The following is an 18,899-nucleotide window of genomic DNA, read 5'->3' on the forward strand; positions in this document are numbered from 1 at the left end:
TTCTAATTTAATATCGTAAAGTTCTATTCCTTTTTTAGCTAGTTCTTCTTTTATTATATTGCTAATCTTTATAGTAAGTTCTTTCAATATTTTATATTCTTCTCTGGATAGTATTCTTAACATGTGTAAAGCGTCTTCTGTAATAGGTGGATCTTTTCTTTCATCGTCTTTTAGAGTAATCTCTACAAAAGCATCTAAAGGCTGACCTTCTTTAGCATACATTCCATAACGACGTAAAAAACTTCCAACAGCTCTATATCGACAGATTACTTCTAATCCGTTACCGAATACTTTTGCTGGTTTTACAGTCATAGTTGCTTCTTCAATATTAGCATCTATATAGTGAGTAGGTATTCCTCTCTGTCTTAATATCTCAAAAAAGAATCTGGTGAGTTTAAGTCCAGACTGTCCAGCCCCTTCAATAGTCAGACCTACTGTATTAGCTCCTGGGTCGAAAATTCCATCTTCTCCTGTTACATCATCTTTAAACTTTAGAAGGTAATTCCCATCTTCTAGTTCATAAACATCTTTTGTTTTCCCCTTATTTATTAGTTTCATCAATAACCATCTCCTTCGAAATTAAGTTGGTTCCATTTTACTACTTCAGATTCTTTATTTAATAGTCTTACTTTAATAAACCTATATTAAACCTAATTGAGATTTAATTTAACAATTTGAATTCAAATTCCATGAAATATGCCTCTTCTATTATATCATTTAAATACCTATTTAGAAAACAATTATCATACAGATAATGATATAATTAAAATAGTTTAGTTTATTTTAAAGAAGGTGATTTGATGAATATTTTAGTAGTTGATGATGAAAAGCTAATAGTTAAAGGCTTGAAACACAGTTTAGAACAACAAGGTTACAAAGTGTTTGCTGCATATAATGGTAGTGAAGCTTTAAAGACTATAGAAGAAGAAAAAGTTGATTTTATAATATTGGATTTAATGCTTCCTGACATAGATGGTATGATGCTATGTAAAAAAATCAGAGAAAATCATAATATACCTATCCTTATGCTTACAGCTAAAGATGGAGATTATGATAAAATATTAGGGTTTGAATTTGGCGCTGATGATTATATGACAAAACCTTTCAATGTATTAGAATTGCTGGCTAGAATAAAAGCTATAACTAGAAGAGTCGATACAAAAAATGAATCTAAGACTTTAAATTTAGGTGATCTGATTATTAATTATTATGAACGAAGAGCTTATATAAGGAATACGGAGATAAAGCTTACTCAAAAAGAATTTGAAATGCTCTACCTATTGGCTAAAAATCCAGGAAGGGTTTTTACTAGAGAAGATATATTCCATTATATATGGGAAGAAGAACCTTTAGATGTAAGAACTATAGATGTTCATATCAAAAACATAAGGGAAAAAATTGAGGATGATATTAAAAACCCAAAATATATTATAACAAAATGGGGGGTAGGTTATTATTTCAATAAGATTTAAAATGCTCGTCATATATAGCTTAATAATTATATTTGCATTTTTAGCCTTCAGTATACTAATGTTAAACAATTATAAAAATACACAAATAAGAAACACTGAAATTGGATTATTCCAAACTGCTAATATTGTAGCCGATACCTATAAAGGGAATTTGGAAGATATTATATTTGCAAGAATTATGGTAAAAAGTTATGGAAAACAAGCTAATTCAAGAATTTTGGTAGTAAATTCTAATAAGGAAGTTTTAATAGATAATTATAATAGCTATATTGGTAAAACTATTAATAACAAGGAAGTAAAAAGTAGTTTAGAAGGCAAATCTAAATCTGGATTATACACAATAGATGATAAAGAAATACTCCAACTTTCAGTCCCTATAATATTAAATGATGGTATCGATAATAGGATAATAGGTGCAGTCCTTATATCAAGTTCTTTAGAACCATTAAACCAGGATATAGAGGAATTAAAAGGTAATATATTGAAAGTTGCTATTTCTGCATTAGGCATATCTTTAGTGCTGACAATTATTGCTGCAAACAATATGACTAAACCTCTAAGGGGTTTATCCTATGGAGTAAAAAGGGTGTCTTTAGGTGATCTAGGATATGAAGTGAAAAGTAAAACTAAAGGAGAAATTGGCATGCTCATACAATCTTTTAATAATATGAGCAGTAGACTAAGTAAAATAGAAAAAAACAGAAAAACTTTTATAAATAGTATTTCCCATGAATTAAAAACTCCCATTACTTCTATGAAAGTTCTTATAGAATCTCTTTCTATAGGTGAAAATGATATAGAAATCTATAAGGAGTATCTAGTGGATATTTATGGAGAAGTTGATAGGATGGAAGGTTTAGTTAACTATTTGATGAACTCCATAAGACTAGAAGATATTATCTTAAATATAAAAAGAGAAGACCTTGGGGCAATACTAGAAGATACGGTAAAATTAATTGAACCCTATGCAGGAAAAAATGGAGTTAAAATAATTCTAAACAATATGAATAATATTATGATCAAATGCGATAAAGATAGAGTAAAAGAAGCATTTTTTAATATTATAGATAATGCTATAAAGTATAGAGATAAAGGGAAGAAAAATAATTATGTTTTAATAACCCTCGAAAAATTAAAGGATAAAACTTTAATAACAATTGAGGATAATGGATTAGGAATCGATGAAGAAAACCTGCCAAATATTTTTAAAGGAGGATTTAGAGTTTTGGATGGGAATATTGGACAGGACTTTAATATTGAAGGATATGGTATCGGGTTAGCTATTGTGAAAAATATAATAGATAAACATGGCTGGAAAATTTCCGTAGAAAGCTCATTAAATGAAGGTAGTCTCTTTACTATTACCATTCCTCTTTAATTTGTTTAGAATTATTTTTCAAATTCTTAATAATTTCTTAACATTTTTTCATTTTATCTTAAATAGTATTGTGTATAATATAATCAAATAGAAGAAAGGAAGTGAAGTTATGAAAAAGTTTATAGCAATATTTTTACTAGTCCTTATGGTTTTTAGCCTAGCAGCTTGTGCTAAGTCTAATACTCCTTCTGATGATAATGATATTGTAGATGAAAATCCTCAGGATGTGGTTGAGGAGGAAGACAATGAAGTGATAGAACCTACTCCTAGTACTGATGAAGTAGAAATAACTCTTTATTTTGCCAATAAGGAATATGTTGAAACAGGCGATGAAAGTCTAGAAAAACTTATTCCAGAAAAAAGAACTGTTGAATATGGAGATATTTCCCTTGAAGAAAGGGTTGTAAAAGAATTAATGAAAGGGCCAGATTCAGATGAATTAAGTACCGTTATACCTTCAAATGTAAAATTATTGGGTGTAGAAGTTTCTGATGGAACTGCTTTCGTAAACTTTGCTGGTGAAGGGCTTTATGGTGGTTCTATGCAAGAAGATTTTACCATATCCCAAATTGTTAATTCTTTAGTAGAGCTAGACGATGTAGAAAGAGTCCAATTCCTAATAGATGGGCAAAAGGCAGAAACCTTGATGGGACATATTGAAATTTCCGAACCCTTTGAAGAATAAAATTTAAATACAATAATCTAGATAGAACTGAAGGCAAGATTGATTTTACCTTCAGTTCTATTTATTTAAAATATTAGAAATATGTAATATAAACATTAATGTGATAAGATATATATAGGATATTAAATTATAATCTTTAGGAAAGGAGTTTTAAATGAGTAAAAGCACTAATAAACAGACAGCCATAGCAGTTAAACATTTGATTAATAAAAGTAAAAAAAGGGGAACTCTTACCTATGATGAAATTGCAGATTATTTAGAGGATATAGAATTACTTCCTGAACAAATAGAAAAAATTTATGAAACTCTAGAGGACAGAAGTATTCATATAGTCGATAATAAAGTTGAAGGAGATATTGATAAAAAGAGTAAAAGTAAAACAAGCTCAACAACTAAAACCAATATAGTAGATGATCCTGTACGAATGTACTTAAAAGAAATAGGGAAAGTATCTCTTTTAACTAGAGAGGAAGAAATAGCTTTAGCAAAAAAAGTTGAATTAGGAGATGAAGAAGCAAAGAAAGAACTTGCAGAAGCAAATTTAAGATTAGTAGTTAGTATTGCAAAAAAATATATAGGGAGAGGCATGTCTTTATTAGACCTAATTCAAGAAGGGAACCTAGGACTTATAAAAGCAGTAGAAAAATTCGACTATACAAAAGGCTATAAGTTTAGCACTTATGCCACATGGTGGATACGCCAAGCAATAACCAGAGCTATAGCAGATCAAGGAAGAACTATAAGAATTCCAGTCCATATGATTGAAAGTATAAACAAACTAGTGAGAGTACAAAGAGAACTTGTCCAGGAATTAGGCAGGGAACTCCACCCTGAAGAAATAGCCAAACATATGGATCTAGATGTGGAAAGAGTGAGAAAAATTATTGAAATATCCCAAAAGCCTATTTCGCTAGAAACACCCATAGGGGAGGAAGAAGATAGTCAATTAGGAGATTTTATTGAAGATGAACATATAAAAACTCCTGCTGAAATAACTACCCACACCATGCTTAAAGAAGAATTAAAAGAGGTTTTAGGTTCATTAACTCCTAGAGAACAAAAAGTATTAGAACTAAGATTCGGCTTAAATGATGGAAGACCTAGAACCCTAGAAGAAGTAGGAAAGGTTTTTGATGTTACAAGAGAGAGAATAAGGCAAATAGAAGCAAAAGCTCTTAGAAAACTGAGACATCCAAGTAGAAGGAAAAAATTGAAGGATTTCTTAGAAAGATAATAAAGGATTCGCTAGATATAGCAAGTGAATCCTTTATTATCTTTACTATTATTTTAATAAAAATCTAGATAAGAATATTTTTCTCCATCCTTTTCCCATCCTAGTATACCATTCATATTTACATTCTCTGCTGCTCTAAATATAGACATATCTACATTTGTAAAATTTCTCTTTAATTCTTCTATTAATTCCTTTATTTCTTCTCGTTTGCTTCCTATTTTTTTTGCAGCTACCATACAAGCACAATTTAAAGGCCAAATACCACTATATTGAATAAACCTTTTTATATACTCTTCTTCTACATAGTAAAGAGGCCTGATAAGCTCTATACCTTCATAATTTTGTGACTTTAATTTAGGTAACATGGTCTTAAAGTTGCCAGAACATAAAAGGTTTAAAAGGGTAGTTTCTATTACATCGTTGAAATGATGTCCCAATGCTAATTTATTACATCCTAATTCTTGGGCCTTACCATATAGAGCACCTCTTCTCATTCTGGCACACATATAACAAGGATAATCTCCTGCAATCCTATTAGTTATCTCAAATATTCCCGATTCAAATATATGAATTGGAATATTTAAATACTTACAATTTTCTATTAGTAACTCCTTTATATCTGGATGATAGCCAGGATCCATTGCAATAAATTCTAATTGGAAATTCGAATTGCCATGACGTTGTAATTCTTGAAATAGCTTAGCCATTAAAAGACTATCTTTCCCACCTGAAATAGCTACTGCTATTTTATCTCCTTCTTGTATGAGTTGATACTCTTTCACAGCCTTTACGAACTTACTCCATATATGTTTTCTATATCTTTTAATAATACTTCTTTCTATTTCTTTTAAAGTTTTTCTGTCCTCTGTAGGTACCAGTGTTTCACAACCAGTTCCAGCTAATTTGTTTTCTTTTTCAGTCAACTCTATCACTCCATATTATTAATCTTTTACTATTATATCATCCAATTATTAATTTTCCATATCCCTTTTCAATATAAAATTATTATTAATTATAGTATATTTGGGTAAATAACAAGGTATATAGATTTATAAGGAGGAGATATATTGGCTGGTGAAATATTAAGGTTGATAGTATATAGTGCAGAAAATGCTTTTATCCAAGTTACAGTATTTGTAGGTGCAGTTTTGCTATTATTTGGATATATAGATTATAAACACTCAGGAAAATTAGTAAAAAAAATTGAAGAATCTAAAAAAACCCAACCTATTATAGGTTCCTTTTTAGGACTAACCCCTGGATGTGGTGGTGCCATATTCGTTGTTCCCTTGTTTCCAAAAGGAACTGTAAGTTTTGGCACCATAGTAGCTACCTTGATTGCTACCATGGGAGATTCGGCTTTTGTGTTAATGTCAATTATGCCTTTTAAATACCTTTTAGTAAGTATTATATCCTTTATAGTAGCTATTATTGCAGGATATATAGTAGATTATTTCAATTTTGGTGATAAACTGTTGGAAAAGTATAGAAAAAGAATAAGGGATAAAAAAGAATTAGAATCCCTTCATAAGGATATTGACCATACTACTCATAATACTATATTAGCGGAACATAAGCATAAAGAAAATACAATACCTCATATTGGTCATCATGAAGGAGATGAAATAGATCTTGTTCTTCACCATACTATAAAAGGCCACCAAGAAATAGACTCTATTGGTTATAAATTTACTCATAATGGATATATAATTTATTGGATAATTATTGCTATAGGTCTAATATTCGGTGTATTAGATTTGTTTCAGGTAGACTTGAATGATTTAGCAATACCAAATTTAGGTACTATTATGGGCATTGCAGGAACCGGATTTTCCATAGTAATGATGATAATGGGAAAAAAGTTTATTCAAGATGACACTCATGAAGAGACTGAATTAAAAGCTCTATTTTTGAAAGAAACATTAATACACAACGCTCAAGAAACAGCTTTTATAGCAACTTGGGTCTTTCTAGCTTATTTAGCTTATGAATTATTCGTATTAGGGCTAGGTTTAGGTAATTATGGTGCTGGTGAAGCTCTGATTACATCCTTTTTATCCCAAACAGGCCTAATGGCTGTATTGGTGGGGACCCTTATAGGAATAATACCTGGATGTGGTCCTCAAATAATATTTGTAACCCTGTATACTAAAGGCATAATGCCTTTTGCAGCACTATTAGCAAATGCTATTTCCCAAGACGGTGACGCCTTATTCCCACTAATTGCAATAGATAAAAGGTCTGCTCTATGGTCTACAGTTTTTAACACCATAGCAGCACTAGTAGTAGGAATACTAGCTTATATAATAGAAATTAACTTTTTTTAAATTGAAAGTGAGGGTTAAAGTTTAACCCTCACTTTCAATTTCTATATCATATAATATAAAAACATAACTATTACTAAGATTATAAAGGATATATATTTGTTATTATATTTATTAGATGTAACCAACTCTAATCCTAGGCCCATTAAAAATAATAAAGATACATATAGTATTTTTATTGGATCATTGTTTAAATGGGTTGAAGCTAATAAAAGTAGGTCAAACATTAATATCCATATACCTACGGCCATAGAGAAATAAAAAGGTATAATATAAATTCTAAATAAATTATAGAATTCAATTTTATATATTTTAGACAAGAGTATTAAAGTTAATACCCCAAATATTAGACCTCCAAGAAGGGATAGATTATAATGGGATATTTTAAATATTGAAGAAATATTGCCTTTATAAGATTGAAGGTTCATTAAAACATAACTAATCCTTGCTCCAATAAATCCTACAATCAATAGGACCATAAAAATATCTTCTATCTTATTTTTATCCTCTTTATACTCTTTGGCTAAAAAACCAGTGATGATATAACTTATAGTAGCAATAACAATTCCAATTGCCATAAACCAGGTTATATTTATGGATTTAAAGGTAAAGAAAAAAGGTTTCATTTATTAGTTACCTCTTATACCTTCAACAATTTGATTCATTTGTGCATAAGTCATCATTCCTGGTACTCCACCTAATAAAATTCCGTCCTTATCAACAAAATAAGATGTAGGAAAGGCGCTTACTAAATAGAGCTTAGCTATATCACCATCTTCATCTAAAACTACTTGAAAATCATAACCGCCCTTTTCAATATATCCTTCTACTAAGGATTTTTCTTCCATTACATCTACTGCTAATACGACTAAATCTTCATTTTCCTTATCTAATTTTTGAAGATCTGGCATCTCAATATCACAGTATTTACACCAAGTAGCCCAAAAATTAATTAGAACAACTTTACCTCTATAGTCTGTCAAAGATACTTCTTCTCCCTCTAAATTTCTAAGAGTAAAATTAGGTGCTTCTTCACCAATAGCTATATCAAGAACAGAATCCTCAACTATATTTTCTTCACCAGTTTCATTATTTGTCTCCTGGGAAACATTGTTTTCAGGTTCCAATTCTTCTGTTGTTTCTCCACCCTTTACCATGGCGAAATAATATAATCCACCAATTAATACTATAGCAAGTATTATTATGCTTAAAATTTTCTTGTTCACTCTATCCCTTCCTTTCATAACATCAATCTACTTATATCTATAATCCTATTGAAGAATACTAGTATACCAAAGATCACCATAATAAGGCCTCCAATTTTAGGAATATATATCATAACTTTTTCCGCTTTCTCAAGGAACTTACTGAATACATTAATAAATAATGCTGTAAGTAAAAAAGGAATTGCCATACCAACGGAGTATATGAATAACAAATACACTCCCTTAGAAACAGTAGCTGCTCCTCCTGCATATATGAGGATTGATGCCAACACAGGCCCAAAGCATGGTGTCCATCCAGCAGCAAAAGCCATCCCCATTAAAATGGAACTAAACCAATTGGAAACTTTTTTAGGTGCTTTCATCTTTTTTTCCATGTCTAAGAATTTAAACTTTATTATTCCCATCATGTTTAAACCAAAGATTACTATCAAAGCCCCACTAATCTTAGAAAAGATCTCCTTATTTCTTATAAAGATTTTACCTAAGAAACTAGCTGAGGTTCCCATTATCATAAATATAATGGTAAAGCCAATTATAAAACCAATGGTACGCGTTAATGCAATTAACCTTCGTTCTTCTAACTCACTTTCCAAATTAACACCTGCCATATACATTATGTATACCGGAATTAATGGAAGAATACAAGGTGAAAAGAATGATAAAAACCCAGCTCCGAAGGCTATTGGCAATGAAACATTTCCTAAATCCATAAACTCACCCCTAAAACAGATTCTTAAAACATCTATACCCCCTGCCCCTATAATTATAACTATATTTTTATAAAAAGCAAGTAAAACAAATAAATGGCAAATGTATTTATATAGATTATTCCTTTTAATATAGCGATAATCTTTATATTTATATTATGCAAGTAATAAAAGGCTTATGGCCATAACCCCCATACCAGTTATTAATCCATATATTGCAGTATGATGCTCTCCATATTTTTCAGCAGTAGGAAGTAATTCATCTAAAGATATGTAAACCATAATACCAGCTACTGCAGCAAATATTACTCCAAACATCCTATCATCAAAAAATCTCATTAAAAGAAAATACCCTATTATAGCTCCTAAAGGCTCTGACAACCCTGATAAAAACGAATAGAAAAATGCTTTCTTACGATTTCCAGTTGCAAAATAAATAGGAACGGAAACAGCAATGCCTTCAGGAATATTATGAATAGCTATTGCTATAGCTATACTTATTCCTAAAGACGAATCTTGAGTAGCACTAATAAATGTAGCCAATCCTTCAGGAAAATTATGGATACCTATTGCTAATGCTGAAAAAAGTCCCATTCTCATTAAAGCAGCATCTTCATTCTTGTTTATCTTCATCTCTTTCACATCCCTCATTTCGTGAGGGTTTTCTTCACTAGGTACAAACTTATCAATCAATCCAATTAATGCCATCCCTGCAAAGAATGCTATAGTAGTAACCCAATAGCCTTTCGTTGAACCGTATATGGTCTCTAAAGAATCTTTAGCCTTAACGAATATTTCAGTAAAAGAAACATATATCATTACTCCTGCTGAAAAACCTAATGCTGCAGATAAAAACTTCTTATTAGTCTGTTTTGTATAAAAAGCTAAAGCACTACCAATACCAGTAGATAATCCTGCAAATAAAGTTAACCTCAAAGCAAATATTATATTGTTCATATTCTAATTACTCATCCTTTCGTAATTTATAATCCAACCATTTTCAATAATTATATTAGTAATCTAGCTTAATTTGTATTTTAAAACCGTCTATATAAAGTATAATATACTTTATTAGACGGTAATAGTCCTATATCATAAAATTATTTACTTTAAGAACAGTTTTATATCTAATAAAACCATAAAGACCTGTCATTGAAATTATTTTATTTCTAAGCCTAAATTTTCTAATTCATTTTGAATTATTTTTCTTGTCTCTGGATTTGCTTCAATTAGAGGTAACCTCAACCTTCCCGCTTTGGTTCCAATCATATTTAATGCTGCCTTTACGGGAACTGGGTTCGAAACAATAAATAGGGTTTCAAATAGCTTGAAAAGCTTAAGATGAATTTCCATAGCCTTTCTCGTATCCCCTAATACAAAGGCATCTATCATTTTTTTCATTTCCTTGCTTACTACATGAGAACAAACACTAACTACCCCATATGCACCAACTGCCATACTGGGTAATGTCATAGAATCATCACCAGAATAAACTAAAAATCCCTCTGGCTTCCTCCTTATAATTTCTGACATTTGATTCATATCACCACTGGCTTCTTTTAAGGCTACTATATTTTCTATATATGCTAACCTTTCTACAGTCTCTGGTAATAAATTACAACCTGTACGTCCTGGTACATTGTATAACATAATTGGAATATCTACAACTTCTGCAATTTTTCTATAATGTTCATATAAGGAGTCTTGACTTGGTTTATTATAATATGGTGTTACAATTAATAATCCGTCTACCCCTGCTTCTATTGCTTCCTTTGCATTTATAATAGTATCTTCCGTAGAATTGGTTCCAACTCCTGCAATAATTGGAACATCAACATTCTCCTTGATTAATTCATATAATTTTACCTTTTCACCTGAACTTAAAGTAGGTGCCTCTCCTGTAGTTCCCGTTATAACTAAAGCCGTATTTCCTTCTTCTACTAAACGTTTTGCTAACAAAATGGCTTCATCATAATTTACATTAAGATCTTCATCAAAAGGCGTAATCATTGCAGTAATTAATCTTCCCCAATTAACCATCTAAAAACCTCCTTTATTATGGACTATATTATATAATATGTAAATTTATAAAACAGGTTCTTAAGTTAATCTTTAACCCTTTAAATAGTAGCTGAATATCATATAATTAAACAATATTTATAGACAGTAGAATTTATATAGGAGGGGATTTTTTGAAAACCTATAATGTAGCTATCGTTGGTCCATTAGGGGTTGTGGGAGAAAAAGTAAGAAGTATTCTTATTGAACGCAATTTCCCCATCAATAAAATCAAGTTTTTAGGTACATTTAAAAATAGAGGTATACCAATCTATTTTAATGATGAAGTAATCCTTACAGAAGTAGCTGAAGAAGGTGCTTTTACCCAAATAGATATAGCATTTTTTTGTGTCAATAGCCAGGTAAGCAAATATCTAGCACCTATTGCAGTTAAAGAAGGAGCTATTGTAATAGACAATAGTAGCGCCTGGAGAATGGAAGAAGATGTCCCTTTGATTATTCCTGAAGTAAATCCACAAGATTTGCAATATCATAAAGGAATTATATCAAACCCAAATTGTTCTACTACCCAGATGCTAGTACCCCTAAAGCCGATACATGATATCTATAAAATCAAAAGGATTGTGGTATCCACTTATCAATCAGTATCGGGTACTGGGAAAAATGCCATTGAAGAGTTATATAATCAAGCGTTGGATTATTGCTCAAACAAACCTATTTCTAATTCAGTCTATCCATATCAAATCTTATTCAATGCGCTACCTCATATAGATGACTTCCTAGACAATGGCTATACCAAAGAAGAAATGAAAATGGTTAATGAAACTAGAAAAATATTAGATAAAAATATACGAGTGACGGCTACAACAGTTAGAATACCAGTTTTTAATGGCCATTCTGAATCCGTAAATATTCAAACTGAAAAGCCTATTTATTTAGATGAAGTTAGAAAAATATTGAGAAAAGCAAAGGGAGTTAAACTTATTGATGAAACTAAATCGAATCTATACCCTATGCCTATTTTTTCAGAAGGAAAGGATGATGTATTTGTAGGCCGTATTAGAAAAGATTTTTCAATAGAAAATGGATTAAATTTATGGATAGTATCAGATAATCTACGCAAAGGGGCCGCTCTTAATTCAGTTCAAATAGCTGAAACCTTAATGGATAGGAATCTATTGTAGGTGATTACTATGAAAATTGTAATACAAAAATATGGAGGAACTTCTCTTAAAAATCTAAATGCTAAAAGCAAAATTTTAACCCATATAAAAAAATGTATTAATGAAGGAAATAGCCTTGTAATCGTAGTTTCTGCAATAGGCCGAAAAGGAGATCCTTACGCTACAGATACACTTATCGACCAACTAGAACAAATCAATAGTAATATAAATCCTAAGAAAAAAGATTTAATAATGTCTTGCGGTGAAACTATATCCACTGCTATATTCGCCCATTTACTAGACAAGGAAAATATTCCTTCTGAACCATTGATAGGTTTCCAAGCTGGTATACTAACAAATAATAGCTTTAATTGTGCTGAAATAATAAATATAGATACCTCAACCATAATGAAAAATATAAAAAAAGGAAAAGTTGTGGTTGTAGCTGGATTCCAGGGAATAACTAAGGATAATGAAATTACAACATTAGGACGAGGTGGAAGTGATACTACTGCTGTAGCCCTAGGCGGATATTTAGGTGCAGAAAGAGTAGATATTTTTACTGATGTGGCTGGAGTAGGGATCATAGATCCCACTATGGTGCCATATACAAAATACATTAAAAATATTACCTATAGTCATATGTATAATTTAGCTTCTAATGGGGTTAAAGTAATCCATCCTAAGGCAGTATTAATGGGTCAAAAATTTAATATTCCCATTAGAATTACCTCAGTTGAGTCTGACATAACTGGTACTCTTGTATCCAATACAACTCAGATTGAAAAAGTAATTGGAATAGCTATAAAACAGGAAAATGAGAATAAAATCTTTTCTATATTCACCAATGAAAAGCACACTAAAAATGTGTTAAAGGATTTAGATGGATTTCTATCTGATAATAAGAAAAATATTTTAGACATACAATTATCTAATGGAAAAATATCCATAATTGTTGGGACTGATAATACCTCACATCTCGCCCAATACTTATACAATCATTTATTTGATTAATTAATTAGAGACCCTGAAAGGGTCTCTAATTAATCTAATACTGGTTGTATTTGTTTATTTGATAAAGCTTCTATAAGGGTAGGTTCTATCTTTTCAAATTTTGCAACAAGTGAATTTGGTTTTTCCTTTGGATTATCCTGCTTAAAGGGTACAAAATAGATATTCTTCATATTTAAAAGAAGTCCTATGTTTTTCCCGTTTGCTCCCAGGCCATCATTGGTTGCAATAGCTAATACCAAAGGTTTTTGATTTCTTAAATGAGCCTTACATGCCATAGTTACTGGTGTATCAGTTATACCATTAGCTAATTTAGATAATGTATTTCCTGTACATGGTGCTACTATTAATATATCTAATCCTAATTTAGGTCCTACAGGCTCTGCATCCACTATAGTTGCAATTAATTCTTTACCAGTTATATTTCTCAGTTTGTTTTTCCATTCTTCTGCAGTGCCAAACCTTGTATCAAAAGAATTTACAGAGTAAGATATTATTGGATATAAATCAGCTCCTTTGTTTGCAAGCTTCTCTATCTCCGGAAAGACATATTCAAAATTGCAGGAAGAACCTGTTAATGCCCAACCTATCTTCATTCCCTTTAATATCATTTTTATATACCCCTTTCTTCAATGATATTATAAATAGTCTCTTTGACAATCTTAGCAGCAGTTATTGGTGCTACTTTCCCTGGCAATCCTAAGGCATGGATAACTTTAATACCTAGCTCCTTTGCCCCTATAAAATCGACTCCACCTGGTTGGGATGCTAAATCGATTATTAAAGTATTTTTATGGAGATGTTTTAATTTGTCTTTGGTGAGTATTAAAAACGGAATTGTATTGAATACAAAATCCATATTATTAATGTACTCATCCAGTTGACCAATCCATATAGGTTTGTATTTTAAATTTTTAATCCAAGCTATATCACTATGCTTTCTAGCTGCTATGTGAACATTAGCACCTATACCATATAACATTTTTGCTAGAACCTTCCCTATTCTCCCAAAACCCAATATTAGAACATTGGAACTATGGAGAGTAATAGATGAATTGTCTATAGCTAGCTTAATGGCCCCTTCAACAGTAGGGATAGCATTTAAAACTTGTAACTCTTCTCTATCAAAATAATCTACTATGTCAATTCCATAATCTTTTGCTTTTAATCTATGTTCATCTTCAATTTTACCAGCAATAAGAAGCTGGTCATTTTTTATATTTTCAAGGATGATTTCTATAGGTATTTCATTTGTATGAAAAGGTGCATTAACGGTTTTATTATCTTTAGAAAAAGGTAAAGGGCCTATGATTATATCTGATTCTTTAAAATTTAAACCTTTAATATGGGATATTGACACATGGTGTCCATCTTCGTAAAGTAGATTCGCTAACTCGATATTCCTATTATCCCCTCCTAGTATCATGAATTTTTTTACCTTCATATCATCCCTCCAAATATTAACCAATTAATAATATACTATGTATATTTTTTTCCAATGTTACTAGATCGAAAATAAAAAATTCCTAAACTAAAAAGCTTAGGAATCTATATTCTTATAATCAATATCCCTGATTAATTCTCTACCCGTAAAGTTTATTAGAATTAAATCAAGAACTTGTTCCTTTTTGTTTATGGACATTTCAATGCTTGGATTTACGTCAAAATAGATAATACTGTCAATGGTCATATAAGGTATATACCAACCAAAATACCCTATTAATAATATACAAACTGCTGTAGCCAAAGTGAAGATTGGTCTTAAATAAACAGGTCTTTTCTTTTCCTCTTCTAATTCCTGCATGGTAATATAATCATGCTCAGTCATTCTATCAACTGATTGATTTTTTATATTTTCCAGTAGTCCTATAGGTGTTTCATTTATTGCTCTATTTATGCGTTCATTAATCTTTTCATTTATATGCTAAATCTACCCCTTGTTTTTTCAGATGTAAACGTAATTTTTTCAATACCCTTCGATATTTAGATATGCCAGTTGAAAGGAGTATTCTTAAATTAGAAGCTATCTCCCTATGCTTCATACCTGATACTGCATAGAGGAGTACTATTTCTCGCTCTTCCTCTGACAATATATTTAAAGCCGATTGAAGTACAATCCTATCTACAGTGTCTGGAATATATGCAAAATCCGAGCTATTTTCTAAACCTACTGTTTCTGATACCACAAAGCGCTTACTAAAACTTTGTTATTTATTGTAATGTTTTTTGCTATAGTAAACATCCATGCCAATGGCTTTCCCATAGGCTTATATAAGTGAGCTGCTGAACGGATTTTCAAGCATGTATCATGCATTAATCTTCATGATTTCTTACTAAAGATAATATATAAGCATTCATTGTAGGTTCAGTCATGATATATAGTGTTTCAAAAGCTTCCATATCATCTTGACCGATATATATTTCTTAATCATTTCTAATAACATCTGAGAATTAGAATTATTTAAGTGAAAATCTATAAAGTGATCATAGTATCTTTTTCTATCGTTAAACTTAATATTAATAGGTGGATATCTTTCCTCCATAAGTTCAAAGTTTACAATTAAACGTCCAATTCTACCATCTCATCTATAAAGGTATGTATAATTTCAAACATTATATCATCTCGTTATATTTTATACTTTTATATACATATTATATCTCTAAAAACATAGTCGATGAGGATTCTATTTCTATAAATCCATTTATTAAATAAAATTTATAAGTTGGAAAATCTTTTATAGTATTCAATATAATAGAATCAATATTTTTATTCCTCAATTCAAAAGCAATTCTTTTAAGAAACTCTCCCCCTATTCCTTTTCTTTGCATATCTGGGCGAACACAAATATCCTCTATTCTGAAATAATCCCTTTCTAGATAAGGCATTATAACTCCTACTATAAAACCAACTATTTGACCTTTCTCCAGTATAACCCATCCAATATAAATATTGCTCGAAGTAAATTTAGTCAAAAATTTTTTTACTTTCTCTAAGTCATAGCTTTCATTCCAAGGTTCCTTTGAATAAGCATCAATAAATATCCTTGCACAAATTTCTATATCCTCTATGGATATACTTCTAACTAGCAACTTAAATTCCACCTCACAAAATATAAAGTTAAATTTACTCCCTTCTATTTTCAATCATTGTATCCCATTCCTGTGCCCTTAAATATTTTTTCTTCTATATTATCAAATATACGAAGCAAAGCTATCTTTTTTATAGCAATTATATTTCATTTCTCCTTAGAACATTCACCTATTCTTGCTGAAATTATTACTGATAAGTAATCCTCAATAATTTTTCTAGTTATATTCATTTCCCTAAGATATAAATCTGCTAATGTTTTTCTAAATTTTAAAAGCTTTTCTTTTTCTTTCACTTCCACTGGTAGAGGAGTATATTCAACTAGGAATACAGTTCTTGCTATATCGTAAAGAAAATGTCCACGGCATATATTCATAAAATCTATAACAGTTGTTTGCCCATTGTGGATAAATATATTACCAGGATGAAAATCGCCATGACAAAGGGTGTTTCCATTTGGTAGTTTATCAAGCTTATATAACATTTCTTCTTTTTCTTTTAAGCTTTGGGCATTTTGTATATTATTCCTTAAAAAATCCTTATAATTTGGTACGTTATTAATCTTATTTTGGATGATTTGCTTGTGTAGCTTTGACATATGTACTGCACATTCCTCTATATTGCCTGTTTTTATAAGCCAGTCTAGTAAGGATTCACCCTTTAATCTATCGTATATTATGCCTATCTGTTTATTATATGAAATAATTTCATAGGCCTTCGGCTTAGAAAACCTCATATCCCATATTAATCTCGCATTTTTGAACTCTTTTTCTACCGATTCTATTGGATAATCCTGATGAAAAAGCTTAAGTACTTTGTTGTCTTTCCACTCATATACAGTTGCCGTATTACCTACACCAACTGTTTTTCCATATTTCATGTGCTAACCTCCAAAATTTATTAACTTGTTTCTTTACTATTAAATATTGGATAACTATGCAGTTTTACTTATTCTTTTAAGGAACTCAAGTTCCCTCTAAATTGATTAGGCTTAAAAGCAAAACTACATATCGTTAATTTTGCTTTATTGGAAATTGCATCACCCTGCATAAAATTGGATCCTCAATAAATACTCTTCATTTGTCCCATAAATATTTAAAACATTTTCAAGCAAACCCTCAGTAACTGTTCTTAATATAAACTTACTTTCAATATATTTCAACTTCTTCACCTCAAAATAATTCGTATTTCGATTTCTTCCAAAGATACTTCTTCAAATCTTCCTAGCTTATTTAGTAATGAAAACTTGCACATGTTATCCTTAATAAAATTTTATTCATTACCTAATTAATTTTTAAAAATTTTAGTACTTGTTGATTGAAATCCTCAGCCTCTTCATATGCCCCATGTCCAAGACCCCTATACAAAATCAACTTACTATCATCTATTCTTTCAGCCATTTCCCTACTTGCATTTTTCCCTACTACTTTATCGCTATCCCCGCCTATTACTAAAGTAGAGCATTTAATTTTACCTAGTTCATCATAAGCATTATGATTAAGGCATGCATTGGCCTGAATTACGAACCTTTTAAAGTCTTTTGGTCTCCCAACTCTCGTTATAATAGGATAAAGCACTCTATATTTTTTAAGTTTATCTTCTGTAAAGGTTTTTTCCATAGTATCTATAATTAAATTTCTGTAATCATTGTTTTCAGCCAAGGTTATCCAGTTTTTTATAACTTTCTGCATAGTATCATTCTGTTTGGAAACAGATACCCCTATAACAAGTTTATCTACCATTTCAGGATAATCAATAGCGACATATTGCGATATCATTCCTCCTTGTGAAACACCCATTATGTGAGCATTCTTTATACCTAGATTTTCCATGGCAATCTTTTGATCTTCTGCCATATCCCTAATTGAATATCCTTCCTCAATACTATTTTTTCTACTAAAAACATATACTTTATATTCTTTAGCAAATAGTTTATACATTCTTGAAAGCAATACTTTTGTTCCTTTAACAGTTTTTAATCCATCTCCTAATCCTGGTATAATGATAAAAGCTTTTTGACCACTGCCAAAAGCAACATAGTCCATATCTGCCCTACCAACCTTTACCTTCCCTTCCTTTGCCCCATGAAACATTATAATACCCCCTCATTTATATAAACCTCTTTTTAGCATCTCAATATATTTCTTAAGTTCTTCCAAATAACAATCTTTAATATCATTGATATCAGAATATTGGTCTGCATCTTTAGTAAATTTTTCATTAACCTCCTCAAGAATCCATTGTTTAGCATTAAAGAAGTCCTCCTTAATAAGTTCATAATCAACAGCGGTTCTCAATTTGCCAGTCTGGTCTTTCCAACTGTTTCTTCTTACTCCAATTTTCCGAGCCCAATCTTATTTTCATAAACATATTGAGCCCTTTCGTTTTCAAGCATCGTATCCCAAATAATTTTCTCTATTGGGAGTTTGCAATTTATAACCTCATCTGTAAAAAGGAATCCAAATAGCATCATTGATAGTAGCACTTCTAATTACAATATTATCCTTCTGAATTCTCATGCTTTCCTCCATTAAATTTATTTGGAAGGTTTATAGGGCGTGAACCCTCCTTCCACGCATATATATTATTTCC

22 protein-coding genes are annotated in these 18,899 nt (G+C 30.7%); 7 read left to right on the forward strand and 15 right to left on the reverse strand.

The features are described from left to right. Window positions 1-558 (reverse strand): phosphoribosylaminoimidazolesuccinocarboxamide synthase (locus C3E89_RS01090; protein ID WP_236910647.1); only part of this gene is annotated, 558 nt, incomplete at its 3' end. 242 nt (window positions 559-800) lie between these two features. On the opposite strand from C3E89_RS01090, the gene C3E89_RS01095 reads away from it, so the two are divergent. The 4 genes from C3E89_RS01095 to rpoD all read left to right on the forward strand — a co-directional run bounded on the left by C3E89_RS01095 (window position 801) and on the right by rpoD (window position 4,769). Continuing rightward, the gene (locus tag C3E89_RS01095; RefSeq protein ID WP_236910648.1) at window positions 801-1,472 is read left to right on the forward strand and encodes a response regulator transcription factor; all 672 of its coding nucleotides are present in this window, start codon (window positions 801-803) and stop codon (window positions 1,470-1,472) included. 58 nt (window positions 1,473-1,530) lie between these two features. Continuing rightward, complete coding sequence (locus C3E89_RS01100) at window positions 1,531-2,850, forward strand: sensor histidine kinase (protein ID WP_236910650.1); 1,320 nt, start codon at window positions 1,531-1,533, stop codon at window positions 2,848-2,850. A gap of 109 nt (window positions 2,851-2,959) precedes the next feature. Further along, entirely contained in the window at window positions 2,960-3,535 is a 576-nt protein-coding gene (locus C3E89_RS01105; RefSeq protein ID WP_236910652.1) for a GerMN domain-containing protein, read from the forward strand. Window positions 3,536-3,689: 154 nt separating this feature from the next. After that, window positions 3,690-4,769, forward strand: a complete 1,080-nt coding sequence (gene rpoD, locus C3E89_RS01110; protein ID WP_236910654.1) for an RNA polymerase sigma factor RpoD — start codon at window positions 3,690-3,692, stop codon at window positions 4,767-4,769. 53 nt (window positions 4,770-4,822) lie between these two features. On the opposite strand, the gene C3E89_RS01115 is transcribed toward rpoD, so the two are convergent. Further along, entirely contained in the window at window positions 4,823-5,692 is an 870-nt protein-coding gene (locus tag C3E89_RS01115) for a tRNA 2-thiocytidine biosynthesis TtcA family protein (protein WP_236910655.1), read from the reverse strand. A 144-nt stretch (window positions 5,693-5,836) separates the two neighbouring features. Here C3E89_RS01115 and C3E89_RS01120 point away from each other — a divergent pair, with 144 nt between their 5' ends. Next, a complete protein-coding gene (locus C3E89_RS01120; protein WP_236910657.1) occupies window positions 5,837-7,096 on the forward strand; it encodes a putative manganese transporter in 1,260 nt (419 codons plus the stop codon). Window positions 7,097-7,137: 41 nt separating this feature from the next. Here C3E89_RS01120 and C3E89_RS01125 read toward each other — a convergent pair whose 3' ends face one another. From C3E89_RS01125 to dapA, 5 genes are all read right to left on the reverse strand, one after another. Further along, window positions 7,138-7,719 carry a prolipoprotein diacylglyceryl transferase family protein gene (locus tag C3E89_RS01125; protein WP_236910658.1) on the reverse strand — a complete coding sequence of 194 codons (582 nt, stop codon included), beginning with the start codon at window positions 7,717-7,719 and terminating at the stop codon, window positions 7,138-7,140. A 3-nt stretch (window positions 7,720-7,722) separates the two neighbouring features. After that, window positions 7,723-8,319, reverse strand: coding sequence for a TlpA family protein disulfide reductase (locus C3E89_RS01130; protein WP_236910659.1), 597 nt, complete (start codon window positions 8,317-8,319; stop codon window positions 7,723-7,725). 14 nt (window positions 8,320-8,333) lie between these two features. Beyond that, window positions 8,334-9,029: a cytochrome c biogenesis CcdA family protein gene (locus C3E89_RS01135; protein ID WP_236910661.1), complete on the reverse strand. Its 696-nt coding sequence runs from the start codon at window positions 9,027-9,029 to the stop codon at window positions 8,334-8,336. Window positions 9,030-9,182: 153 nt separating this feature from the next. Beyond that, window positions 9,183-9,983: a zinc transporter ZupT gene (gene zupT / locus C3E89_RS01140; RefSeq protein WP_236910663.1), complete on the reverse strand. Its 801-nt coding sequence runs from the start codon at window positions 9,981-9,983 to the stop codon at window positions 9,183-9,185. A gap of 201 nt (window positions 9,984-10,184) precedes the next feature. Next, complete coding sequence (gene dapA, locus C3E89_RS01145) at window positions 10,185-11,066, reverse strand: 4-hydroxy-tetrahydrodipicolinate synthase (RefSeq protein WP_236910664.1); 882 nt, start codon at window positions 11,064-11,066, stop codon at window positions 10,185-10,187. Window positions 11,067-11,218: 152 nt separating this feature from the next. Between dapA and C3E89_RS01150 the strand changes: the two genes are divergently transcribed. Then, window positions 11,219-12,229: an aspartate-semialdehyde dehydrogenase gene (locus C3E89_RS01150; protein ID WP_236910665.1), complete on the forward strand. Its 1,011-nt coding sequence runs from the start codon at window positions 11,219-11,221 to the stop codon at window positions 12,227-12,229. A gap of 9 nt (window positions 12,230-12,238) precedes the next feature. Continuing rightward, window positions 12,239-13,222, forward strand: a complete 984-nt coding sequence (locus tag C3E89_RS01155) for an aspartate kinase (protein WP_236910666.1) — start codon at window positions 12,239-12,241, stop codon at window positions 13,220-13,222. A gap of 29 nt (window positions 13,223-13,251) precedes the next feature. Here the strand turns inward: C3E89_RS01155 and C3E89_RS01160 are convergent, their stop codons facing one another. The 8 genes from C3E89_RS01160 to C3E89_RS01195 all read right to left on the reverse strand — a co-directional run bounded on the left by C3E89_RS01160 (window position 13,252) and on the right by C3E89_RS01195 (window position 18,604). After that, on the reverse strand, window positions 13,252-13,830 hold the full coding sequence (locus C3E89_RS01160) for a dipicolinate synthase subunit B (protein ID WP_236910667.1): 579 nt from the start codon (window positions 13,828-13,830) through the stop codon (window positions 13,252-13,254). A gap of 2 nt (window positions 13,831-13,832) precedes the next feature. Further along, a complete protein-coding gene (dpsA, locus tag C3E89_RS01165) occupies window positions 13,833-14,663 on the reverse strand; it encodes a dipicolinate synthase subunit DpsA (protein WP_236910668.1) in 831 nt (276 codons plus the stop codon). Between the two features lie 96 nt (window positions 14,664-14,759). Beyond that, window positions 14,760-15,047, reverse strand: a complete 288-nt coding sequence (locus C3E89_RS01170) for an anti-sigma-I factor RsgI family protein (RefSeq protein ID WP_236910669.1) — start codon at window positions 15,045-15,047, stop codon at window positions 14,760-14,762. A gap of 85 nt (window positions 15,048-15,132) precedes the next feature. Further along, window positions 15,133-15,405, reverse strand: coding sequence for a sigma factor-like helix-turn-helix DNA-binding protein (locus C3E89_RS13395; RefSeq protein WP_236910670.1), 273 nt, complete (start codon window positions 15,403-15,405; stop codon window positions 15,133-15,135). A 466-nt stretch (window positions 15,406-15,871) separates the two neighbouring features. Then, the gene (locus tag C3E89_RS01180; protein ID WP_236910671.1) at window positions 15,872-16,309 is read right to left on the reverse strand and encodes a GNAT family N-acetyltransferase; all 438 of its coding nucleotides are present in this window, start codon (window positions 16,307-16,309) and stop codon (window positions 15,872-15,874) included. 146 nt (window positions 16,310-16,455) lie between these two features. Continuing rightward, on the reverse strand, window positions 16,456-17,187 hold the full coding sequence (locus C3E89_RS01185; protein WP_236910672.1) for an aminoglycoside phosphotransferase family protein: 732 nt from the start codon (window positions 17,185-17,187) through the stop codon (window positions 16,456-16,458). Window positions 17,188-17,590: 403 nt separating this feature from the next. After that, window positions 17,591-18,400 carry an alpha/beta fold hydrolase gene (locus C3E89_RS01190; protein ID WP_236910673.1) on the reverse strand — a complete coding sequence of 270 codons (810 nt, stop codon included), beginning with the start codon at window positions 18,398-18,400 and terminating at the stop codon, window positions 17,591-17,593. A gap of 12 nt (window positions 18,401-18,412) precedes the next feature. Further along, window positions 18,413-18,604 carry a hypothetical protein gene (locus C3E89_RS01195; protein WP_236910674.1) on the reverse strand — a complete coding sequence of 64 codons (192 nt, stop codon included), beginning with the start codon at window positions 18,602-18,604 and terminating at the stop codon, window positions 18,413-18,415. Between the last annotated feature and the right edge of the window lie 295 nt (window positions 18,605-18,899).

It is taken from the genome of Clostridium sp. Cult1 (assembly GCF_021655095.1).
In the GTDB taxonomy this organism is placed as follows: Bacteria; Bacillota; Clostridia; order Tissierellales; family Tepidimicrobiaceae; genus Schnuerera.

What these genes read in the sequence shown, in the direction of transcription:
- C3E89_RS01095 (WP_236910648.1), top strand. Translation starts at nt 801, where the DNA reads ATGAATATTTTAGTAGTTGATGATGAAAAGCTAATAGTTAAAGGCTTG.
- C3E89_RS01100 (WP_236910650.1), top strand. Translation starts at nt 1,531, where the DNA reads ATGTTAAACAATTATAAAAATACACAAATAAGAAACACTGAAATTGGA.
- C3E89_RS01105 (WP_236910652.1), top strand. Translation starts at nt 2,960, where the DNA reads ATGAAAAAGTTTATAGCAATATTTTTACTAGTCCTTATGGTTTTTAGC.
- rpoD (WP_236910654.1), top strand. Translation starts at nt 3,690, where the DNA reads ATGAGTAAAAGCACTAATAAACAGACAGCCATAGCAGTTAAACATTTG.
- C3E89_RS01125 (WP_236910658.1), bottom strand. Translation starts at nt 7,719, where the DNA reads ATGAAACCTTTTTTCTTTACCTTTAAATCCATAAATATAACCTGGTTT.
- C3E89_RS01135 (WP_236910661.1), bottom strand. Translation starts at nt 9,029, where the DNA reads ATGGATTTAGGAAATGTTTCATTGCCAATAGCCTTCGGAGCTGGGTTT.
- zupT (WP_236910663.1), bottom strand. Translation starts at nt 9,983, where the DNA reads ATGAACAATATAATATTTGCTTTGAGGTTAACTTTATTTGCAGGATTA.
- dapA (WP_236910664.1), bottom strand. Translation starts at nt 11,066, where the DNA reads ATGGTTAATTGGGGAAGATTAATTACTGCAATGATTACGCCTTTTGAT.
- C3E89_RS01155 (WP_236910666.1), top strand. Translation starts at nt 12,239, where the DNA reads ATGAAAATTGTAATACAAAAATATGGAGGAACTTCTCTTAAAAATCTA.
- C3E89_RS01160 (WP_236910667.1), bottom strand. Translation starts at nt 13,830, where the DNA reads ATGATATTAAAGGGAATGAAGATAGGTTGGGCATTAACAGGTTCTTCC.
- dpsA (WP_236910668.1), bottom strand. Translation starts at nt 14,663, where the DNA reads ATGAAGGTAAAAAAATTCATGATACTAGGAGGGGATAATAGGAATATC.
- C3E89_RS01170 (WP_236910669.1), bottom strand. Translation starts at nt 15,047, where the DNA reads ATGACTGAGCATGATTATATTACCATGCAGGAATTAGAAGAGGAAAAG.
- C3E89_RS01185 (WP_236910672.1), bottom strand. Translation starts at nt 17,187, where the DNA reads ATGAAATATGGAAAAACAGTTGGTGTAGGTAATACGGCAACTGTATAT.
- C3E89_RS01190 (WP_236910673.1), bottom strand. Translation starts at nt 18,400, where the DNA reads ATGTTTCATGGGGCAAAGGAAGGGAAGGTAAAGGTTGGTAGGGCAGAT.